Consider the following 20,119-nt stretch of genomic DNA (forward strand, 5'->3'; position numbering starts at 1 on the left):
GAAATTCTTAATCGGCTCCTTCGAACTCGAAAGAGCCATTTACCTAGTTACTTATTTGCAGCCATCAATTCGATGAAATGATCGAATAGTGCAGCGGCATCATGAGGTCCAGGACTCGCCTCTGGATGCCCCTGGAAACCGAAAGCAGGCTTATCAGTTCGATGGATGCCTTGTAAACTGCCGTCAAATAAAGAAACATGAGTTGCCTCTAGGCAGTCAGGTAAGGAATTTTCATCAACAGCAAAACCATGATTCTGTGACGTGATCATGACAACATTTTGCTTTAGATCTTTTACTGGATGGTTAGCACCATGATGACCAAATTTCATCTTCACCGTTTGGGCGCCACTGGCTAATGCCAACAACTGATGTCCAAGACAAATTCCAAAGGTTGGGATGTTAGCATCCAGAAACTCTTTGATAGCAGCAATCGCATAATCACAAGGTTCGGGATCGCCAGGGCCGTTTGACAAGAACACACCGTCAGGATTCATAGCCATGACTTCTGACGCAGGGGTTTTGGCAGGCACAACCGTTAAGTCACAACCACGTTCAACCAACATACGTAAAATATTGCTCTTGGCACCAAAATCATAGGCGACGACTTTAAAGCGTTTTTCACCCAGCTCGCCATAGCCTTTGGCCAAATCCCATGTACTGCCAGTCCACGGGAATGAACTTTCAGCGGTCACTTCTTTGGCCAAATCCATGCCTTTCAGACCAGGGAAGCTTTTTGCTGCTTCCAACGCTTTGGCTTCATCAATGTCACCAACCATAATGGCACCTGCTTGAGCGCCCTTGTCTCGTAAAATTCGCGTTAGCTTACGAGTATCAATATCCGCAATACCAAGAATATTCTTTGATTTTAGATAATCCGATAAAGATTGGGTACTGCGCCAGTTGCTGGCCAACAAAGGTAAATCACGAATAACCAGACCTTTCGCCCAAATATTATTGGATTCCTGATCTTCTTCATTAATACCAGTATTTCCAATATGGGGATAAGTAAGAGTAACTATCTGCTGCGCGTAAGATGGATCAGTCAGGATCTCCTGGTATCCTGTGATCGATGTATTAAACACCACTTCACCAACAGCCAGTCCTTCAGCGCCAATGGCTGATCCTTTAAACACGGTACCGTCTTCTAATACGAGAATGGCGGGCTGACTCAATGGGACCTCCAGTTTTGACTCCAGATACACAAAAAGCGGAAATCCATGATGGTTTCCGCCTTTCGAAATAAGATTAAATGAAATTCTGCTTTGCGCCAGAATCGGCAAATGCTAAAGCAGCAGTATTTTACGCGATCTGATCTGATTCTGTCCATTTGGTCAGCAGTATTTGTTAATAAATGATGACAGATTTTAAAGAATTAGTGCTCTTAACGGCTAACTCAAACCCTTTCACGCCCATTAATGATAGAACGGATTGGTTTAAATGGTGATTTTGGATAAAGGAAAATAGACTTTCTTACCAAAAATGATGCGTCTGAGGCAGTCCAAACTGACTTAAAGTGCTCATAAAGAAGAAAAGGCGGCCTTCTCCCTGAAAACCGCCATATTCTATCTTACATCGTCCCTCGACGTGCAATGCTCCCTGCAACCTCCATGTGGTACGCAATTCCCTGCGCTTCCTGAGCGGTTATCCGTGCCGCCTGGTAATAATAATAGCGATCTCAGCATCCAAAACAATAGGATTTATCTTCGCTCAAACTTATCTCAATCACAAAACACTGTTATTTATCAAATGGTTATGTAATTATTGCGCCAGAATAAGACATTCATTTGATCGAATCTCTTTACGACCTTTGAGACATGGCTTACATGGCGTATCGGCAATCGAGCAAATCACGCGCCTTTCAATCCTAGCACGTCCATCATGTCGTAGCTGCCGGGAGGCTGTTCAACCAACCAACAAGCCGCTTTAATAGCACCTTCGGCGAAAGTTTGGCGACTACGCGCTTTGTGGGTAATCTCGATCTCTTCTCCTGCCATGGCAAATAATGCGGTATGTTCTCCAACTATATTCCCTGCACGGACAGCCGAAAAGCCAATGGAACCCGGCTTGCGCACAGCATCTTTACCGCAGCGATCGAAGGCAGCTACTTCACTGAATACTTTATCCATCCCTTTGGCAATGGCTTCTCCCATACGTAGGGCGGTTCCTGAAGGCGAGTCTTTTTTGTAACGGTGGTGGGCTTCCATGACCTCAACATCAGATTCATCCCCAATAACTTGAGCAACCAGTTCAAGAATTTTGAGGCTAAGATTAACCCCAACACTCATATTGGGCGCCATCAATACTGCACTCTCTGAGCTCAGCGTTTCGATACGCTTTTTTTGCTCATAATTAAATCCGGTTGTTCCAATCACCACGGGAAGATTCAGCTGATGGCACAGCTCTGCAGTCTGGATGGAAAAGTCAGGTAAACTGAAATCGATGAGCACATCAATATCATCTGCAACCTGACGCAAATCATCGGCGAATACTAATGAACTCTTTATATGAGGAAACTGACTGTGTAGCTGTTCACCCGTCCAGGCATGACCAGGGCGAAGTAGAGCGGCTTTTAACTCCACATGTTCACTACGACTAACCGCGACTAATAGCTCTTGTCCCATACGTCCAGTACAGGCATTAATTCCAATACGAACCATAACTTACTCAAAGTGAGGATAACAATGATCCTATTGTAGCAAAGTAAATCACGGGCTTGTTATAGCAAAGGGTGATTGATACAAAAGGGAAAACCCTTTTGTATCAATAGCGAACTTATTTGCGGTAGGCAATTTCAATAATGGCTTTGGCATTAGCGGGAACCATGCCAGTAGGGTCATTCACTGCGTTTTTAATCAAAACGTGTGGCGTCGAAAAGTATTTATCCATGTGAGTCGTCATACTAAAGTCTTTTGGCATAGACTCCATCAAAAGATACTCATCGCTCGCAATTTTCTTTACTTTAAAGCTCGGCAGTTTCTTTTGATAATAAGACAAAATCGATTTAATCGAGTCTGGCGAAGCAAAGGTTGCAGCGGGAAGGTTGGCACCGATTTCTCGCATACCCGAACTTGCCAACATATCTTCTGTCATGTGAACCAGAATCTCACTGTTTTTATAAATAGGCAGTGTGATTTGCCCAACAGTTGATTGACTCATTTTTTTGCTCATAGACAGCGCACGTTGAATGTCTTCTGCCGCACCGGGATCGGGAGCCATGCCACGCGCCGCCATTTGATCCATATTGGCAAAAGCAGCGTCATCCATTCCCATTTGCTGGCTCGCTAAAGCTTCTAGCTGCCCAATGATTTCGTCAATGCGCTTTTGCTGTTTAGGAGAAGGATTTTCGTTCGCGTACAATCGGTCGAGTTCGCGTTCAAGCTTTTCCATCTGCATCTGGCTCTGAGCATAAGCGGCTTCAGAGGCATCACCTTGAGGTGCACAACGATCTAAAGCACTTTGGCTGACACCTAATTCTTTAGGGAAAGACTCCATACACTGGCCAATAGCATCCATAAACTGAGGCATTGGCAGCTGCTTGGTTTTGCCGTAACAGCTTTGTGCTTTTTTCTCGTACATCTTGCGAGCTTTGCTCTCTGAGATACCTAAGCATCGCATCGCCTCAGAAAACTCAGGAGATGTCTGTGCTTCTTGAATAATCATATCCAACGCAGACTTTTTCATATCTGATGCGCTCACCAAAGAACAACATACAGAAACCGCAGTACACAAAATTAGTTTTTTCATTCCAGATTCCCTCTCCTTCAACGTAATCGCTCATTGTATGTGGCTGCCAAAAAAAAAGCTTGAAGCAAGTCACATACATTTGAGTTTGGTTTACGTTATCACAAAGATTTTGGTTTTTCTGCACCTAAGGCATACACCATAGGCAACTTACCTTCTAACCCTTCTATTTGATAGCCTTTATCCATTTTAACCGTGCGGTTAAAGCAGTTATAAGGCGAATAGTCATACTCTTTAAAATGTGAAATCATCAAGTTTCGAGATAATAATGACTGAAAGAGTTCTTCCAGACTGTGATTCCAGCCATACTCTTCCATCGACTCTTCCAACTCACTGTTTTCAACATAGCTATCTACAGATTCTTCTTGGATCACACCCGCATTAAAATAACTGTGTTCAAAGAATTTGAAGTTTGCATCAAACATCCATAACACTGGATGAAAATCGACGATCAAGAATTTCCCACCAGGTTTTAAACAATGATCGATGACTTTTGCCCAGGTATTCAGCTCCGGTAACCAGCCAATAGTCCCGTAAGAGGTAAATACCAGATCATATTCTTGTGCCAGTACTTCGTCGGCTTTCATCACATCAGAGCAGATAAACTCAGCATCTAAGCCCAGCTTTTCATTCAATTCTTGCGCTTTCAATATCGCTTTATCAGATAAATCAACGCCCGTCACTTTGGCGCCCATACGTGCCAGAGATAATGAGTCCTGACCAAAATGGCATTGTAGGTGTAGTACTCTTTTACCTTTCACATCGCCAAGCAATGCCAGCTCTATATCATTGAGTGAGCTACGCCCAGCCAAAAAAGTGTCATTATCATAAAACTCGGAGTTCACATGGGTATCAACCCGCTCATTCCAAAGCTTTCGATTTGCTTCAATAAATTCCATCATAAACCTCACTATTCTTTTTATCTTTCCTTTACTTATAAATAACAATCTAGCGATTGCAGGCTGAACATTATATGAATTTGCTAATAATGAAAAGCCAAAAAAAAGGCGCTTAACGCGCCTTTTTTATTTTGTCATGCCTTCCCAGAAGTCTTTGACTCCCTCAAACCAGCTTTTGGCTTTGGGGCTGTGTCGACTGTTGCCATCTTTTAATGAGTTTTCGAACTGGCGTAACAACTCTTTTTGTTGTTTGTTCAAGCTCACTGGAGTCTCAACAGCGACTTTGCAATACAAGTCACCAGCAGCACCACCACGCATGGGTGTTACACCTTTGCCGCGTAGTCGGAATAATTTACCAGACTGAGTTTCAACGGGTACTTTTAGTTTGACTCGTCCATCCAGTGTTGGAACTTCCAACTCACCACCTAAACATGCAGTCGAAAAACTGATAGGCACTTCGCAGTAAAGATCATCGCCATCACGTTGAAAGATAGGATGGTTTTTCACATGGATTTGGACGTACAAATCACCAGGAACTGTTCCTGGACCACCGGCTTCACCTTCACCGGATAAACGAATGCGATCCCCCGTATCAACACCAGCAGGTACTTTTACCTGTAAAGTTTTTTCTTTCTTGATACGCCCCTGGCCATGACAAGGAGAGCAAGGATCTTTAATTGTGGTTCCCTGACCATGACATTGTGGACAGGTTTGCTGGATAGAGAAAAAGCCCTGTTGCATGCGAACCTGGCCAGCACCACCACACATATCACAAGTAACGGGTTTGCTGCCTTTTTTGGCGCCACTACCATCACAGGTTTCACAGTTTACATAGGTTGGAACATGAATTTTGGCTTGCGTACCATGAACCGCTTCTTCCAGAGATAACTCCAGGTTGTAACGTAAGTCAGCACCACGACGAGCACGGTGGCCACCACCGCCACCTCTGGCACCACCAAAAATGTCACCGAAGACATCGCCAAAGATATCACTGAAGCTGGCACCGCCTGCTCCACCACCACCAAAACCACCTTGGCTGGGATCAACACCAGCGTGACCAAACTGATCATAAGCTTGACGTTTTTGCGGATCAGACAAAATATCAAAAGCTTCTTTTGCTTCTTTAAATTTGTCTTCAGCTTCTTTTGAGTCTGGATTGCGATCAGGGTGGTACTTCATCGCCAAGCGTCGATACGCTTTTTTTAACTCAGCCTCGTCAGCACCCTTAGATACACCCAGAATCTCGTAATAATCACGTTTTGACATACAACGTTAACCTGTACATAAACAGTTTCAGCAATATCAGGTAACCATCCGAATACTTACCAGAGTCATCAAGACCTCATAATAATCATTCGCAAAGTTACTTTCTTTTTAACGCGCAACGCGGGCATGAAACCCGCGTGCGCTACTTTTGAAATTAAGAACCTAAAGTTTTGACTTTAGTGTAATGCATTCTTATTTCTTATTGTCGTTAACTTCTTCGAACTCAGCATCAACAACATTGTCATCTGCGTTGCCAGCGTCGCTGCTTTGCTCAGCACCAGCTCCGGCTTCAGCTCCAGCAGCACCCGCACCTGCCTGTGCATCAGCTTGAGCTTTTTGATACAAACGCTCAGCCATTTTTGCAGATGCTTGAGAAAGCGCTTCGGTTTTTGCTTCGATCTCTTCTTTGTTATCGCCTTTAAGAGCTTCTTCTAACTCAGCAATCGCAGCTTCAATAGCTTCTTTTTCGCCGGCTTCAACTTCAACGCTTTCGTCTTGCAAGCTCTTACGAGTAGCATGAATCAAACCATCCGCTTTGTTGCGAACGTCGATCATTTCCTGGAACTTCTTATCTTCTTCAGCATGTGCCTCAGCGTCTTTTACCATTGCTTCGATTTCATCTTCAGACAAACCAGAAGACGCTTTGATCTGGATAGATTGCTCTTTACCAGTTGCTTTATCTTTTGCTGATACATGCATGATACCGTTCGCATCAATATCAAAAGAGACTTCAATCTGCGGAACACCACGTGGCGCAGGAGGAATATCTGCCAAGTCGAAACGACCCAGAGATTTATTCATAGACGCTTGTTTACGCTCACCCTGTAATACATGAACAGTTACCGCAGTCTGGTTGTCATCAGCTGTTGAGAAAACCTGAGATGCTTTTGTTGGGATGGTTGTATTCTTCTCGATAAGAGGAGTCATAACACCACCCATAGTTTCGATACCTAAAGATAGAGGCGTTACGTCTAACAGAAGAACGTCTTTTACATCACCTGCAAGTACCGCACCCTGGATAGAAGCACCCATTGCAACCGCTTCGTCAGGGTTTACATCTTTACGAGGCTCTTTGCCAAAGAACTCAGTAACCACTTCTTGAACTTTAGGCATACGAGTCTGACCACCAACCAAGATAACGTCATCAATGTCTGAAACATTAAGACCGGCATCTTTTAGTGCAGTTTTTAGTGGCTCAAGAGTACGCTCAACTAACTCATCAACCAAAGACTCAAGCTTGGCACGAGTCAGTTTAATATTAAGGTGCTTAGGACCAGTAGCGTCAGCCGTGATGTAAGGAAGGTTTACATCTGTCTGCTGACTTGAAGACAATTCGATCTTTGCTTTTTCTGCCGCTTCTTTTAAACGCTGTAGTGCTAATGCATCGTTATGTAAGTCGATACCAGATTCTTTCTTGAACTCATCTGCCAAGTACTCGATAACACGCAAGTCAAAATCTTCACCACCCAGGAAAGTGTCACCGTTAGTCGATAATACTTCGAAAGTGTGCTCGCCTTCGACTTCTGCAATCTCAATGATAGAGATATCGAAAGTACCGCCACCCAGGTCATAAACAGCGATAGTACGATCGCCTTTGGCTTTATCCATACCGTAAGCTAACGCAGCTGCTGTTGGCTCATTGATAATACGTTTAACTTCTAATCCCGCAATACGACCAGCATCTTTTGTTGCCTGACGCTGTGAATCATTAAAGTAAGCAGGTACAGTAATAACCGCTTCGGTGATGCTCTCACCTAAGAAGTCTTCTGCCGTCTTTTTCATCTTCTTTAAAACTTCAGCAGAAATCTGAGGTGGCGCTTTTTTCTCGCCTTTTGCTTCTACCCAAGCGTCGCCATTGTCGGCTTTAACGATTGAGTAAGGCACCATTTTGATATCTTTCTGTACAACATCATCTTCGAAACGACGGCCAATAAGACGCTTAACCGCAAATAATGTGTTGTCTGGGTTTGTCACTGCCTGACGTTTTGCAGACTGACCAACTAACACTTCACCGTCGTCAGTAAACGCAACGATTGATGGTGTGGTGCGAGTACCTTCAGAGTTCTCGATAACGCGAGAATCTTTGCCTTCTAGTACAGCAACACAAGAGTTTGTTGTCCCCAAGTCGATACCAATAATTTTACCCATGATACATCTCCGAAATAATCTAATTTAATCTGGTTGTTGCCCGCCCTTCTTTATGGCCGGTGCAAAAAATCTGTTAGTTCATATTTTGGGGCTTTTTCGTACAATTCAAGCAACAGCCCCTATCTAAATGCGTTTTTTAAGCTTTCGTATTAACGGTCGGTTTCGATTTATTAACCACAACACGAGCAGGGCGAATCAAACGACCATTCAAGGTATAACCTTTCTGGAAAACCGCCATCACCGTATTGGGTTCATGGTCAGGACTTTCCTGCATTGACATAGCCTCATGAAACTCTGGATTAAATACCTCACCCATTGGGTTCAGCTGTTCAACCTGCTTTTTGGCTAACGCGTCCAGCAACATCTTAAGTGTCAGTTCAAGGCCTTCTTTCATGGCTTTGCTTTCATCATTGGTTGCTTCATGGGCCAATCCCTGTTCCATACTGTCTAAGGCAGGAATCAAAGAATCAACAAATCCTTCTAAGGCAAACTTATGGGCGCTCTGCACATCACGCTCAGCACGGCGTCGGATATTTTCCATTTCGGCTTTGGCACGCACAGCCAGATCCAGCTGTTCAGCCGCTTTGGCCTCGGCAGCTTCCAGCTTCTGCTGTAGTTGCTCTAATTCGCTTAGGTTATCAGAGGATCCCTCTGCTGATGCAGATTCTGCAGCTGCAGAATCTTGTTCCATCTCTTCAACGGTAGGATTTTGCTCTTCTGACATCAATAGTTACCCCATTTATTTAGTCAGTAAATGACGAAGACTTCTTTAGATGGGAGCTATATGGGGACTAGTCAGAATGATTCAAGGCAGAAGACAGTAATTTTGCGGTGATATCAACAATTGGCACCACTTTGTCGTAACGCATACGCGTTGGGCCCACAACGGCCAGCACGCCAACAGGGGCATCTTCAATTTGATAGGGGGCTGTCACGATGCTGCATCCTTGGAATCCATCGGTCTCGCTTTCCTCACCAATGAAGATCTGCACACCATCCGCTTTTATTACTTTGTCCAATAAGTTCAGAATTTCCTGCTTTTGGCGGAAGGCATCAAAAATCGCCTTGAGGTCGCCTAACTCGCCATCTACAGCGAAGTTGAGCAAATTACTATCGCCAGAAAGGTGGTAGCCCTTATCGTCATTTTCGTGCTGTAAACTTTGCTCGGCTAGTTTGATAGCGGTTTGCATCAGACTATCTAACTGTGCTTTTTCGCTACGCATTTTACCCAGTAGCTCATCTCGAGCATGTGACAATTCCTTGCCTGCCAGATGCTCATTAACAAAGGCCGACGCTCGCAATAGCTCTTCACGGCTAATCGGTTGCTCAACCTTAATCACTCGATTCTGCACATCCTGCTCATCCAACACCAAAATCGCCAGAATGTTGGTTTCGGTCAGCGGCATAAACTCAATTTGGCGAATGCGATTGACTTGACGATTGGGAACGCGCACCAATCCAGCCATGTGAGTCAGCTCTGATAGTAAATGAGAGGTGCTGGATATCAACTCGATGGCAGGCTTTTGAGGCGATAACTCTGTCTGCAACTGTTGAATCGTCGTTTCTTCTAGCTGTTTTACCGTCAGTAAGTTATCAACAAACAGTCGATATCCCTGTGCCGTAGGAACACGCCCTGCTGAGGTATGAGGTGATTGCACAAATCCAGAATGCTCCAACTCCCCCATAATGTTTCGTATGGTTGCCGAGCTAACGGACAACTCAGAAATCTGCGCCAAAGTTTTTGACCCGATGGGTACCCCATTACGCAAATAATTCTCGACCAATACTTTCATCAACTGTTGAGCTCTTGGGCTTAGCTCAGTTGCCATAACACTTCCTTTATAGAGTCAAATAGCCTATAGCTTTATTATTCACTATCTTATAGTGACATGATAATGGTAGTTTATGCGATCAACTTCCATACGCACAGAGTATTATGTCCTTTCCGTAAATAGCTGGTCGGGACACTTCTCGTCAAGCCGCACTTAGACTCATTGGATATCAACTTTCTTGATATTACAATAGGTTAGCGGTTAGAGTTATTAAAGCATTATTGAAAAAAGGCGCATATTTTAATGCCATCGAAATCCATACAGTTTCAAAAAGTCGGCATCATGGGGAAGCCACGCAGCCAGGAAGCTGCAGAAACGATAAAAATCCTTCATGATCATCTTGTCGAAGAAGGGTGTGATATCTGGCTACAAGATTCCTTGCCAGAAAGTCTTCATTCAAAACATACACAACCCACCAGCCGTAAAGAGATGGGCAAACTGGTTGATTTGGTGGTTGTAGTCGGCGGCGATGGTAGTATGCTCAATGCGGGCCGTTATCTGGTACAACACGAAGTACCGCTGGTCGGCATCAATCGTGGGCACCTTGGATTTCTTACTGATGTTCGCCCAACAGAAGTGCGCGAACGCATCTCCGAAGTATTACGCGGCCAATACAATCAAGAAAACCGCTTTATCCTGCACACCGAAGTCTACCGTAATCAAGAGCGTATCGGTCGCAGCGATGCTGTCAATGAACTGGTACTTTACCCAGGCGAAATAGCTCGCATGTTAGAGTTTGAGCTATTTATTGATAATCAATTTGTTTACAGCCAACGCTCAGACGGTCTTATTGTTTCGACTCCAACAGGTTCTACCGCTTATGCGCTTTCCGGTGGCGGTCCTATTATCTCTCCCAAAATCGATGCCATGGTTTTGGTACCTATGTTTCCACATACACTTTCGAGCCGTCCCATTGTTATCGATGCTAACAGCCATATCGAAATTGCCATCTCCAGTAACAACCAGCACTACCCCATGGTCAGCTGTGACGGACAGGTGAACATAGGATTGGCACCGGGAGACATTATAGGAATTAAAAAGCACCCACTGCCACTTAAGATACTTCACCCAGAAAGTCATGACTACTATGAAGTACTGCGAACCAAGCTGGGATGGGGGCAAAAACTCTAAACAACCACTACTACTTGCTCAAGTAGCAGTGTATACTCATCGTCCAACAAGAAAATAAATAACAGATTATCGTCATGCTGGCATCATTACATATTCGAAATTTTGCTCTTATTGAAGAACTTCAACTGGACCTGGACCAGGGCATGACGACTATCACTGGCGAAACAGGTGCCGGTAAATCCATTGTGGTTGACGCCTTAAGCCTTGCTATCGGTGAGCGAGCCGATCACCATGTTATTCGCCATGGCTGCGACAAAACCGATGTGACCGCAGGCTTTCACATCGAGTCTGATAGTACAGCCCATCAATGGCTTAAAGAGCAAGAGCTGGACGAGTCCGACGAATGCCTACTACGACGTGTGATCCAACGGGAAGGACGTTCCCGCTGCTTTATTAACGGTCGCTCCGTTACCCTTGCCATGCTTAAAGAACTGGGTGATTGTCTGGTTGATATTCATGGCCAACATGCACACCAGTCTTTGGTGCGTCCCCATCAGCAGTTATCACTGATTGATGAATTACTACCAAATCAAAAGCATCGTCAGAGTGTGTGCCAGATAGCCAACGAATACCGCAAAGTCAGCCAACAACTTGAGTCGATCAAGAATGATATGTCGCAACGGCTGGAACGCGCCGAACTGCTATCGTATCAATTAGAAGAGCTGGAAACTTTGCAGCTAGGCCCAAACAGCATTGAACAGCTGGAGCAGGAACACAGTCGAGTGGCCAATGCTCAGCAACTGGCTGAACAAAGCCAGCACGCATTAAGTCAGCTCTATGAAGATGAATCCGGAGCTTACAACCAGCTCAATTACCACTTAGAACAACTCAGTCAGCTTTCTCGCAAAGACCCATCTCTCAATGGCGTCACCGAATTATTGCAATCAGCAACGACCTATCTGCAAGAATCCGTTGATGAACTACGCCATTATCAGGATTCTCTGGAAGTTAGCCCCGAACGCCTCAATGAACTGGACGAACAACTCAGTCATTTACACGATCTGGCGCGCAAACATCGAGTCGAATTACATCAGCTACCAGAAGTCGAAGAGAACATTCGTACCGAACTGGAGTCATTACAGGATACTCAGGCAAACACTCTCGAGTTAGAACAGAAACAGACTCAACTGATTGAAGACTACGAAAGTGCCGCATCAAAACTCACCAAGCATCGACAAAAAGTCGTGAAGCAACTGGCCAAGGATGTCACCGCTCACATGCAAAAGCTGGGGATGGATGGTGGTCAGTTTAGCGTGAAACTAGAGGCTAGAAACGAGGCCTATTCGGCTCTGGGTAGCGAACAGATAGAATTTGAAGTATCGGCAAACCCAGGGCAACCACTGCGCTCTCTGGCCAAAGTGGCATCGGGCGGTGAGCTATCCCGTATTAGCCTGGCGATTCAGATGATCACCGCACAAAAACAGGTTACTCCCTGTTTAATTTTTGATGAAGTCGATGTGGGTATTGGTGGGCAAACGGCCGATATCGTTGGTCGCATGCTGGCAACACTGTCGCAGCATACTCAGGTGATTTGTGTCACTCACCAACCTCAGGTTGCTGCTCGTGGTAATCATCAACTAAAAGCCGTGAAATCCAAATACAAAGACAAAACCGAAACCCAGATGCAGCGACTCTCCGAACCAGATCGTATCGATGAAATTGCCAGAATGGTTGGCGGACAAGAAATTACCGAAAGTACATTGCAGCATGCTCAAGAACTATTGAGCAGCTAAATTAATCGACTACAAAAAAGGCGCTTCCGTTATGGTTAGCGCCTTTTTTGTACAGATGCCTATAGAATTAGTCTTCTAGTGGCTCCACATAAAGCACCAAGCTGTGCTCAACAAGACGATAGCCATGCTCTGTCGCAATTTCTTTTTGCAACTGTTCAATCTGCTCATTATAAAATTCGACGACTTTGCCTGTTTTCACACACACCATGTGGTCATGATGCTCACCGCGCTCTAACTCAAATACGGAATGTCCGCCTTCAAAGTTATGGCGGGTTACCAGACTGGCTTGTTCGAATTGAGTCAAAACACGATATACGGTGGCTAATCCAACCTCTTCGTTGGCATCCATCAGCGCCTTATAAACGTCTTCAGCACTCATGTGGCGATTTTCGGCCGACTCGAGAATCTGCAAAATCTTAACTCGAGGCAATGTTACCTTGAGGCCAGCTTTCTTAAGTTGTTGATTTTCCAACGTTATCTCCTAAATACTGCAACTAATGATTTTTTCATTCGATTTTAAGGATATAATACTCAAATAATTGGTCGAAACCCAAGTGCTAAAGACAAAGAAAGAGTTAAATATGCGAAGTATTGTAATCATTGCATCCATCTTATTGATGAGTATTTCAACAGGCTGCTCCATCTACCGTATGGATATTAGACAAGGTAATATCGTCGAACAGAAAGATGTTGATAAAATCCGTAAGGGAATGACCAAAGAGCAGATCATGTTTGTTTTGGGCCGCCCTGTTATCCGTGACACCTTTGATCAGGACACCTGGTACTACGTTCATTCATTCAAGAGCGGAAAAACTCAAAAAGTCACAAAAAAGTCCATGACGCTTACATTCAAAGACAACCTGTTAGTTGATATGGTCGGCGACTTTGATATTCCAGCAGCCTTTGCAGAAGTCCCTAATAGCTAAGCACTGAACTCAATCAGTGCTCATCTTTTTTGGCGTTGTGACAGACGCCATTCTCAAACTCATCTAATATGCGCTGCCTAACCTCGGCAGGCATTTTGCGGCCTTTCATCCAGTGATTAACCGTTTCTGACGTTAAACGCATTTGCTTAACATAGTTACGACAGTGTTTACACATAAACAGATGTATTTTCAGCTTAAAGCGCTCAAACGCCGTTAACTCACCGTCCAGCAAGTCACTGCTTTGTTTTACGACCTGCTTACAACTTGGCAACCCTAGCATGTACCCTCTCTCTCAAATCGGTCAATGACCTGAAGCACTTTGTCTCGTGCACGATGTAACAAAACTCTAACATTGGATGAGGTGACATTTAAAATGTTACAAATATCGTCCAAAGAATAAGCACCACTTTCTCGCATCATGAGCACAGAGCGTTGGTTATCAGGAAGCTTTTGAATATTTTTTTCGATGCAGTTTTGTAACTCTTCTGCCTGCATGAGCGCATCAGGCGAGTCACCACTCCAATAACCGGTGGGCGTATTCCAGTGTTCGTTAGCCGTAAATCGAGGATCGGTTGCCCAACCGTCTTCGATTTGTTCCAACGATGTACTGCGAGATTCTTTGCGGCGGCGGGTTTTCGCTTCATTGGTAACAATTCTCATCACCCAGCTTTTTAGGCTAGAACGTCCTTCAAATTTAGGCAACGCCCTTAACACCGAAAACCAGGCTTCTTGTACCACTTCGTCAGCAATAGCATCACCCGCAATCGAAGACGCGACATAATACATGGGAGAATACCATGCAGTTACGACATCATTAAAAGCTGCGGAATCTTTCTTTAAGAGCCTGGCAACCAGCTCAGAATCATCAGGAAGCGCTTTGGTCAAAGTAAAACTCACTTAAAGTTATCAATATGAGTCTGATTTTATTCTATTCTTCTAGCGAAATACAGAGCCAACAGCTCGATAAATGGCTGTTTTGCCACAATAAAAGTTCACTTTTTTATCACAAAATGACATGCTCGATGGGAATCAAGTCGTTTTACCTTATGAATCATGCAGACCAGGGTAAAAAACCTATACTTGCAATTGATTTGCAACAAAATAACCCTCTGTGCATCTTTGGATATAGATTATCTTTGTGGAGAACGTAATGAACTTGGTTGGTACTTTAAATCGAACATACAACAATTTATTTAGCAAAATCAGTTTTGCCGATGGCCTGGGTCCTCTGGCGTTAAGGGTTTATCTTTTCTTTCCATTCTATATGGCAGGGTCAAATAAGTTAGCCGACATAGAAAGTACCGCTTACTGGTTTGGTGAGCACCTGGGCTTCCCACTTCCAACGTTAATGGCCTACCTGGCTGCTTACACCGAGTTTTTAGGAGCCTTTTTGCTGCTGTTTGGTTTAGCGACTCGACTCATCTCGATTCCTTTAATCATCACCATGATTGTTGCTGCTTTTTCTGTTCACTGGGATAACGGTTGGTATGCTATCGCGCAATCCTCGGATCCTGAAGTAGGCAGCAGACTGGATGCCGCTCGCTCCATTTTACAAGAACACGGCAACTACGACTGGCTGACAGGAAAAGGTAGCTTTGTGATCTTAAACAACGGTATCGAGTTTGCCATTACCTATCTCATTATGTTGATGGTTCTTGTCTTCACTGGCGGCGGTCGATTCTTTAGCGCTGACTACTATGTTCAAGCCATGCTCGGCGACAAAGATTCCGAATAAGGGCCTTAACACTCTCAAGAGGTGCGACTCCGCACCTCTTTTCTTATATACCCAAAGTATTTCAAGGTGCAGGTAGGCGGCCAGCAAGCGCCCCCCCTGAGCTTAGATAGACTAAGTGATTGGGGTGAGTGCGCGCAGCCAACACCACTGCACCTTGAAAGGCGACGGGTATAAAAACCCCTTTTATTACTTCCGCTTATTTAAGCTTTAAATATTATTGAATAAGTTGTCGATAGGTTACTAAATAGACTATAAAAAGAGAGGAACCGTCGATAAAAAGGGGGCCCTTATGTCTAAATTATTTATGTTTCTATCCTTAATAGCACTTTTAGCTATGAGCGGATGCGCGTCCCACCAACAAGCAACAAACTCCAGCTTTCAGGTCGATAAAGACAAGATAAAAGCCGTAGAAGATGCTAAATGGCGTTCACATTCACGGGTTACTGTTATCTGGGTAAACCCACCACGCAAAAAGCATAACTGAATTAGTTCTGTTGCAGCTGTTTAACCCAATTCGATAATTTATCATGACCAGCTTCTATAAGAATCTGGTCTTTCTTTTTATTTAATTGATAACGATACATAGGATCGTAGTAATCAAATAAAACAATACGAATCCATTCTTTATGCATGGCTAAGTTCCCACTGTTTTTTTGCTCCTGAATAGCTTGCTCAACCAGCTCAGTCACTTCTTGATAACGAACACCACCCAAACGTTTGCGAATGGCGTATACACTTTGTCGTAGGTAATCAGCAAAGTGTTCGATGGCTTCTTGTTCTTTATAGCGTGAACGAAAACTCTTAATCATGCGTTCAACATATTCATAAAAGGCTCGCTCTAACCTAGGCTCATCGTCATCGGCTAGCACAATACACTGAGCATCAGCCATCACTTTGATTAACGCATCGGGTAACGAGCGACTGCCAACCATTCGCCCTTCGTCTTCAACCAGCACTTTATTGATGCCTTTATGCTCAAGCTTTAACAGCTCGACGGCGACTAGATTTTCAAATTCAATCTGTGTCGGCTGAGGCGTTAAAAAGCCACCGAAACTGGAGCCTCGATGATTAGCCAGTCCTTCTAAATCAAGGCAACCTGGTTGTTGTTTTAGCCACTCTGTTTTACCAACTCCCGTTAAACCCGATACAACAATAAATTCCATCTTAGAAATCAGCCGCTCTAACTCTGTTAAGAGAAACTGACGTAAGGCTTTATAGCCGCCTTCAACCACAGGAATATCGATACCTTCTTCGTTTAACCATTGCCAGATGGTTTGCGAACGAAGTCCACCACGAAAGCAATATAAAATAGCGGCAGGGTTTTGCTTAACATAGTGTTTCCAAGAATCAATGCGTTGCTTTCGTAGCGTACCAGAAACTAATTTATGTCCCAGTTTAATCGCCGCTTCCTGTCCATAATGTTTATAGCACTTACCCACTTTGTGACGCTCTTCATCAGTCATCAAAGGTAAGTTACTTGAACAGGGAAAAGCGCCTTGCGCGAACTCGGTTGGTGCGCGCGCATCCATCATTTTAATATCTTGGATAAAGAGATTCGCAAACTCTTCTCGCCGAACCCACTTCATAGCATGACACTGTATTCTTGCGTTTGGATCATTTTTCCAAAAGCTGACAATGCGTAGCCTTGTTGCGCCATTAGCGCTTCAAACTCGTCCTGATAGGACGGGTCTACAGACATCAATAATCCACCGCTGGTTTGAGGATCACACAACCATTGCTTTTGCTCTTCACTTAATGAACTGAGCTTATGCCCATAGCTGTCGAAGTTTCGCAAGGTACCGCCAGGGACTGCCCCTTTAAGACGATACTGCTCGGCTTCCTGAATCAATGGTAACTTTGTAAAATCTATCTGTGCCGAGAGCTTACTGCCTTCGGCCATTTCTACAAGATGGCCCGCCAAACCAAACCCGGTAACATCCGTCATTCCATGAACATAAGGTAAGTGCGCAATCTTAGCACCCAAGTCGTTTAAACGTGTCATAGACTCTAGTGCTAATGTGGAATGCTCAGCTTGAAGAATCTTTTTCTTTTGTGCAGTTGTCAGTATGCCAACCCCCAACGGTTTTGACAGATACAACAAGTCGCCTTCTTGAGCACTGTTGTTGGCTTTCAAATATTCCAACTTAACTCGCCCTGTCACCGCGAGACCAAATATTGGCTCAGGGGCATCGATACTGTGTCCACCGGCAAGCGGAATATTTGCCTCTGCACAGACGGCACGTCCGCCTTCTACAACCTGCTGTGCAATATCAGCCGACAAGGTATTTACCGGCCAGCCTAAAATAGCAATGGCCATTAAAGGTTGACCACCCATTGCATAAATATCACTGATTGCATTGGTCGCAGAGACTCGACCAAAATCATAAGGGTCATCGACAATCGGCATGAAAAAATCCGTTGTAGATATCACACCAGTGCCATCTCCCAGATCAACAACCGCAGCGTCGTCTTTACTGTCATTGCCAATCACCAAAGATGGAAAAGACGGTAATTCCAAATTAGACTGAACAATGGTTTCTAAAACCGAGGGAGAGATTTTACAACCACAGCCAGCGCCATGACTGTATTCGGTTAGCTTAACTGAGCTCATGGATTATTCCTTAGGCTTAGATGTTTTTTTGGCAAGCTGATCTTTACGAACGCGTAATACGGATGTACCAACCAATATAAGAATCAGTCCAGTTAGAGCAGAATAATGACCCAGAAAATCATCAACCAAAAAAGGACTGACTAAACAAAAAATGCCAAGCAGGATAGCACCCCATCCCAAAAACTTACTCATCTCAGGCCTCCTGTTTATCCACTACTAACTACGAACTGCAGCTAATATCAAACAAATCCATCCGCCGAGCATGGCCGTTCCGCCTATTGGCGTGATAGCGCCCAGCCATTTAATCTGGGTTAGAGCCAATACATATAAACTGCCAGAAAAAACGAGGATCCCGATAGTAAACAGAAAACCAGCCCAACTATACAGAGTATGTTCACCTTGCTTGATCAAGACAGCGACCAAGATCAATGCTAAAGCATGATACATTTGATACTCTGTGGCCGTGGCCCAAATATCTTTGCCGTAGTCTGCCAACTTAGCTTTAAGTCCATGAGCAGCAAAGGCGCCTAGTGCAACCGAAACTAATCCAAAGAAAGAACCTGCAAGCAGGCATATTTGCGCATTAAACCATTGCATGAAGCAGCACCACTTTATTATTTTTTTAAGTCTTCAATGATTTTTGTCGTCGAAACACCGTCAACAAACTTAAGAATTTTAACGTCTCCACCGGCTTCCATAACCTGACGCCCACCAGCAATTTCTTCAACTTTATAATCCCCACCTTTCACCAGGATGTGAGGCAAAATTTCGCTAATCAGACGTTCTGGCGTATCTTCGCCAAAACGCACAACCCAGTCTACACATCCCAAGGCCGCCAACACAGCCATGCGACGTTCTACCGGGTTTACTGGACGACCATCGCCTTTGAGACGCGCTACAGAAGCATCATCGTTGACAGCCACGATTAACTTATCGCCTAAGGCTCGGGCTTCTTGCAAATAGGCAACATGCCCAGCATGCAAAATATCGAAGCAGCCGTTAGTCATAACCACTTTCTGGTTTTCTTCGCGCGCTTCCTGTACAACAAACTGCAACTGGTCTTCGGTTAATACACCACGGCCTAGACTGTCATCACCAGCTACTTTGCGACGTAACTCAAGGCTGCTAATAGAAGCAGTACCCAGTTTGCCAACCACAACTCCTGCAGCAATGTTGGCCAGAGCCACTGCCGACGGTAGGTCGTCTCCAGCGGCAACAGCACCAGACAAAGTTGCAATGACGGTATCGCCAGCACCAGTGACATCGTAGACTTCGTGAGCTTGTGCGGGTAAATGAAGCTCAGTAGCACCAGGGCGAATAAGCGTCATCCCCTGCTCGCCTCGAGTAATCAAAAGTGCGCCTAGCTCCAGCTCAGACATTAATGCCTGACCACGCTCCACAAGAATGCTCTCATCAGCGCAATGACCCACGATTTGTTCAAATTCGGCAAGATTCGGCGTCATTAAAAAAGCGCCTTTATAACGAGCGAAGTCACTGCCTTTAGGATCAACAATCACCGGAATTTGTTGCTCACGGGCCATTTCGATCAGGGCTTCCACTTCTGCCAGTGTTCCTTTTGCATAATCAGAAAGCACAATGGCATCATAGTCGGAATAAATCTTCGCAAAGGCTTGCTTCAAGCGATTTTGTCCCTGTTCGATGAAGGGCTCTTCAAAATCCAGGCGGATCAACTGCTGCTGGCGGCTGATAATACGTAGCTTCGTAATAGTGGGAGTTTCTTCTACCGCAATAAACTGGCAATCAACATTGGCAGCAGTCAGCTTTGAACTTAGCGCCTGTCCAGCTTCATCCTGTCCGGTAATCCCCAACAGCGATACCTGACATCCCAGAGTGGCCAGGTTTAAAGCAACGTTGCCAGCCCCACCAGGGCGCTCTTCGTTATGGCTGATTTTAACCACCGGAACCGGTGCTTCAGGAGAAATACGAGAGGTCCCGCCATGCCAGTAACGGTCCAGCATTAAATCCCCTACAACCAGTACTTTGCCTTCACTAAAATCAGGAAAATGTATCTTCATAAAGCCCACAATCTTAAGCCTATTATCAAATTAGCTTTATGATAACATAGGCCAGCCAACG

The 20,119-nt window shown here is 44.6% G+C and carries 21 protein-coding genes; 5 read left to right on the forward strand and 16 right to left on the reverse strand.

From position 1 onward, the window contains the following. Window positions 1-47: 47 nt before the first annotated feature. From carA to hrcA, 8 genes are all read right to left on the reverse strand, one after another. The gene (carA, locus tag NH399_RS09875) at window positions 48-1,172 is read right to left on the reverse strand and encodes a glutamine-hydrolyzing carbamoyl-phosphate synthase small subunit (RefSeq protein WP_253039737.1); all 1,125 of its coding nucleotides are present in this window, start codon (window positions 1,170-1,172) and stop codon (window positions 48-50) included. Between the two features lie 675 nt (window positions 1,173-1,847). Continuing rightward, window positions 1,848-2,657, reverse strand: a complete 810-nt coding sequence (gene dapB / locus NH399_RS09880; RefSeq protein ID WP_253039751.1) for a 4-hydroxy-tetrahydrodipicolinate reductase — start codon at window positions 2,655-2,657, stop codon at window positions 1,848-1,850. Window positions 2,658-2,772: 115 nt separating this feature from the next. Then, window positions 2,773-3,744 (reverse strand): hypothetical protein, encoded by a 972-nt coding sequence (locus NH399_RS09885; RefSeq protein WP_253039753.1) that lies wholly within the window; start codon window positions 3,742-3,744, stop codon window positions 2,773-2,775. Window positions 3,745-3,842: 98 nt separating this feature from the next. Further along, window positions 3,843-4,643, reverse strand: a complete 801-nt coding sequence (locus tag NH399_RS09890) for a bifunctional 2-polyprenyl-6-hydroxyphenol methylase/3-demethylubiquinol 3-O-methyltransferase UbiG (protein ID WP_253039755.1) — start codon at window positions 4,641-4,643, stop codon at window positions 3,843-3,845. 123 nt (window positions 4,644-4,766) lie between these two features. Further along, complete coding sequence (gene dnaJ / locus NH399_RS09895) at window positions 4,767-5,906, reverse strand: molecular chaperone DnaJ (RefSeq protein ID WP_253039757.1); 1,140 nt, start codon at window positions 5,904-5,906, stop codon at window positions 4,767-4,769. A 192-nt stretch (window positions 5,907-6,098) separates the two neighbouring features. Next, complete coding sequence (dnaK, locus tag NH399_RS09900; protein ID WP_253039768.1) at window positions 6,099-8,054, reverse strand: molecular chaperone DnaK; 1,956 nt, start codon at window positions 8,052-8,054, stop codon at window positions 6,099-6,101. Between the two features lie 136 nt (window positions 8,055-8,190). Further along, window positions 8,191-8,778: a nucleotide exchange factor GrpE gene (gene grpE / locus NH399_RS09905; protein WP_253039770.1), complete on the reverse strand. Its 588-nt coding sequence runs from the start codon at window positions 8,776-8,778 to the stop codon at window positions 8,191-8,193. Between the two features lie 67 nt (window positions 8,779-8,845). Then, the gene (hrcA, locus tag NH399_RS09910; RefSeq protein ID WP_253039772.1) at window positions 8,846-9,883 is read right to left on the reverse strand and encodes a heat-inducible transcriptional repressor HrcA; all 1,038 of its coding nucleotides are present in this window, start codon (window positions 9,881-9,883) and stop codon (window positions 8,846-8,848) included. A gap of 246 nt (window positions 9,884-10,129) precedes the next feature. On the opposite strand from hrcA, the gene NH399_RS09915 reads away from it, so the two are divergent. Both NH399_RS09915 and recN read left to right on the forward strand, forming a co-directional pair. Beyond that, the gene (locus NH399_RS09915) at window positions 10,130-11,017 is read left to right on the forward strand and encodes an NAD(+) kinase (RefSeq protein WP_253039774.1); all 888 of its coding nucleotides are present in this window, start codon (window positions 10,130-10,132) and stop codon (window positions 11,015-11,017) included. A 74-nt stretch (window positions 11,018-11,091) separates the two neighbouring features. Continuing rightward, complete coding sequence (recN, locus tag NH399_RS09920; protein ID WP_253039803.1) at window positions 11,092-12,750, forward strand: DNA repair protein RecN; 1,659 nt, start codon at window positions 11,092-11,094, stop codon at window positions 12,748-12,750. Between the two features lie 67 nt (window positions 12,751-12,817). On the opposite strand, the gene fur is transcribed toward recN, so the two are convergent. Further along, entirely contained in the window at window positions 12,818-13,222 is a 405-nt protein-coding gene (fur, locus tag NH399_RS09925) for a ferric iron uptake transcriptional regulator (protein ID WP_256489449.1), read from the reverse strand. Between the two features lie 109 nt (window positions 13,223-13,331). On the opposite strand from fur, the gene NH399_RS09930 reads away from it, so the two are divergent. Next, a complete protein-coding gene (locus tag NH399_RS09930) occupies window positions 13,332-13,676 on the forward strand; it encodes an outer membrane protein assembly factor BamE (protein WP_253039804.1) in 345 nt (114 codons plus the stop codon). Window positions 13,677-13,689: 13 nt separating this feature from the next. Here the strand turns inward: NH399_RS09930 and NH399_RS09935 are convergent, their stop codons facing one another. Both NH399_RS09935 and NH399_RS09940 read right to left on the reverse strand, forming a co-directional pair. Continuing rightward, window positions 13,690-13,956, reverse strand: coding sequence for a zf-HC2 domain-containing protein (locus NH399_RS09935; protein ID WP_253039805.1), 267 nt, complete (start codon window positions 13,954-13,956; stop codon window positions 13,690-13,692). Further along, window positions 13,950-14,573 carry a sigma-70 family RNA polymerase sigma factor gene (locus tag NH399_RS09940; protein WP_253039807.1) on the reverse strand — a complete coding sequence of 208 codons (624 nt, stop codon included), beginning with the start codon at window positions 14,571-14,573 and terminating at the stop codon, window positions 13,950-13,952. The genes NH399_RS09935 and NH399_RS09940 overlap by 7 nt, the downstream gene beginning before the upstream one ends. 253 nt (window positions 14,574-14,826) lie before the next feature. Here NH399_RS09940 and NH399_RS09945 point away from each other — a divergent pair, with 253 nt between their 5' ends. Both NH399_RS09945 and NH399_RS09950 read left to right on the forward strand, forming a co-directional pair. Then, window positions 14,827-15,411 carry a DoxX family protein gene (locus NH399_RS09945; RefSeq protein WP_253039809.1) on the forward strand — a complete coding sequence of 195 codons (585 nt, stop codon included), beginning with the start codon at window positions 14,827-14,829 and terminating at the stop codon, window positions 15,409-15,411. Window positions 15,412-15,700: 289 nt separating this feature from the next. Then, on the forward strand, window positions 15,701-15,895 hold the full coding sequence (locus tag NH399_RS09950; protein WP_253039811.1) for a hypothetical protein: 195 nt from the start codon (window positions 15,701-15,703) through the stop codon (window positions 15,893-15,895). A gap of 1 nt (window position 15,896) precedes the next feature. Here NH399_RS09950 and mnmH read toward each other — a convergent pair whose 3' ends face one another. From mnmH to hldE, 5 genes are read right to left on the reverse strand one after another with little or no spacing between them, the layout of a single operon-like run. Continuing rightward, a complete protein-coding gene (gene mnmH, locus NH399_RS09955; RefSeq protein WP_253039813.1) occupies window positions 15,897-16,997 on the reverse strand; it encodes a tRNA 2-selenouridine(34) synthase MnmH in 1,101 nt (366 codons plus the stop codon). Then, entirely contained in the window at window positions 16,994-18,022 is a 1,029-nt protein-coding gene (selD, locus tag NH399_RS09960; protein ID WP_253039815.1) for a selenide, water dikinase SelD, read from the reverse strand. The genes mnmH and selD overlap by 4 nt, the downstream gene beginning before the upstream one ends. 3 nt (window positions 18,023-18,025) lie before the next feature. Next, a complete protein-coding gene (locus NH399_RS09965; protein WP_253039817.1) occupies window positions 18,026-18,214 on the reverse strand; it encodes a hypothetical protein in 189 nt (62 codons plus the stop codon). 24 nt (window positions 18,215-18,238) lie between these two features. Then, window positions 18,239-18,619 (reverse strand): DUF423 domain-containing protein, encoded by a 381-nt coding sequence (locus NH399_RS09970; protein ID WP_253039819.1) that lies wholly within the window; start codon window positions 18,617-18,619, stop codon window positions 18,239-18,241. A 17-nt stretch (window positions 18,620-18,636) separates the two neighbouring features. Then, a complete protein-coding gene (hldE, locus tag NH399_RS09975) occupies window positions 18,637-20,058 on the reverse strand; it encodes a bifunctional D-glycero-beta-D-manno-heptose-7-phosphate kinase/D-glycero-beta-D-manno-heptose 1-phosphate adenylyltransferase HldE (RefSeq protein ID WP_253039821.1) in 1,422 nt (473 codons plus the stop codon). Between the last annotated feature and the right edge of the window lie 61 nt (window positions 20,059-20,119).

The sequence above is a fragment of the Pleionea sp. CnH1-48 genome, from assembly GCF_024124665.1.
Lineage (GTDB): Bacteria > Pseudomonadota > Gammaproteobacteria > Enterobacterales > Kangiellaceae > JAMXSB01.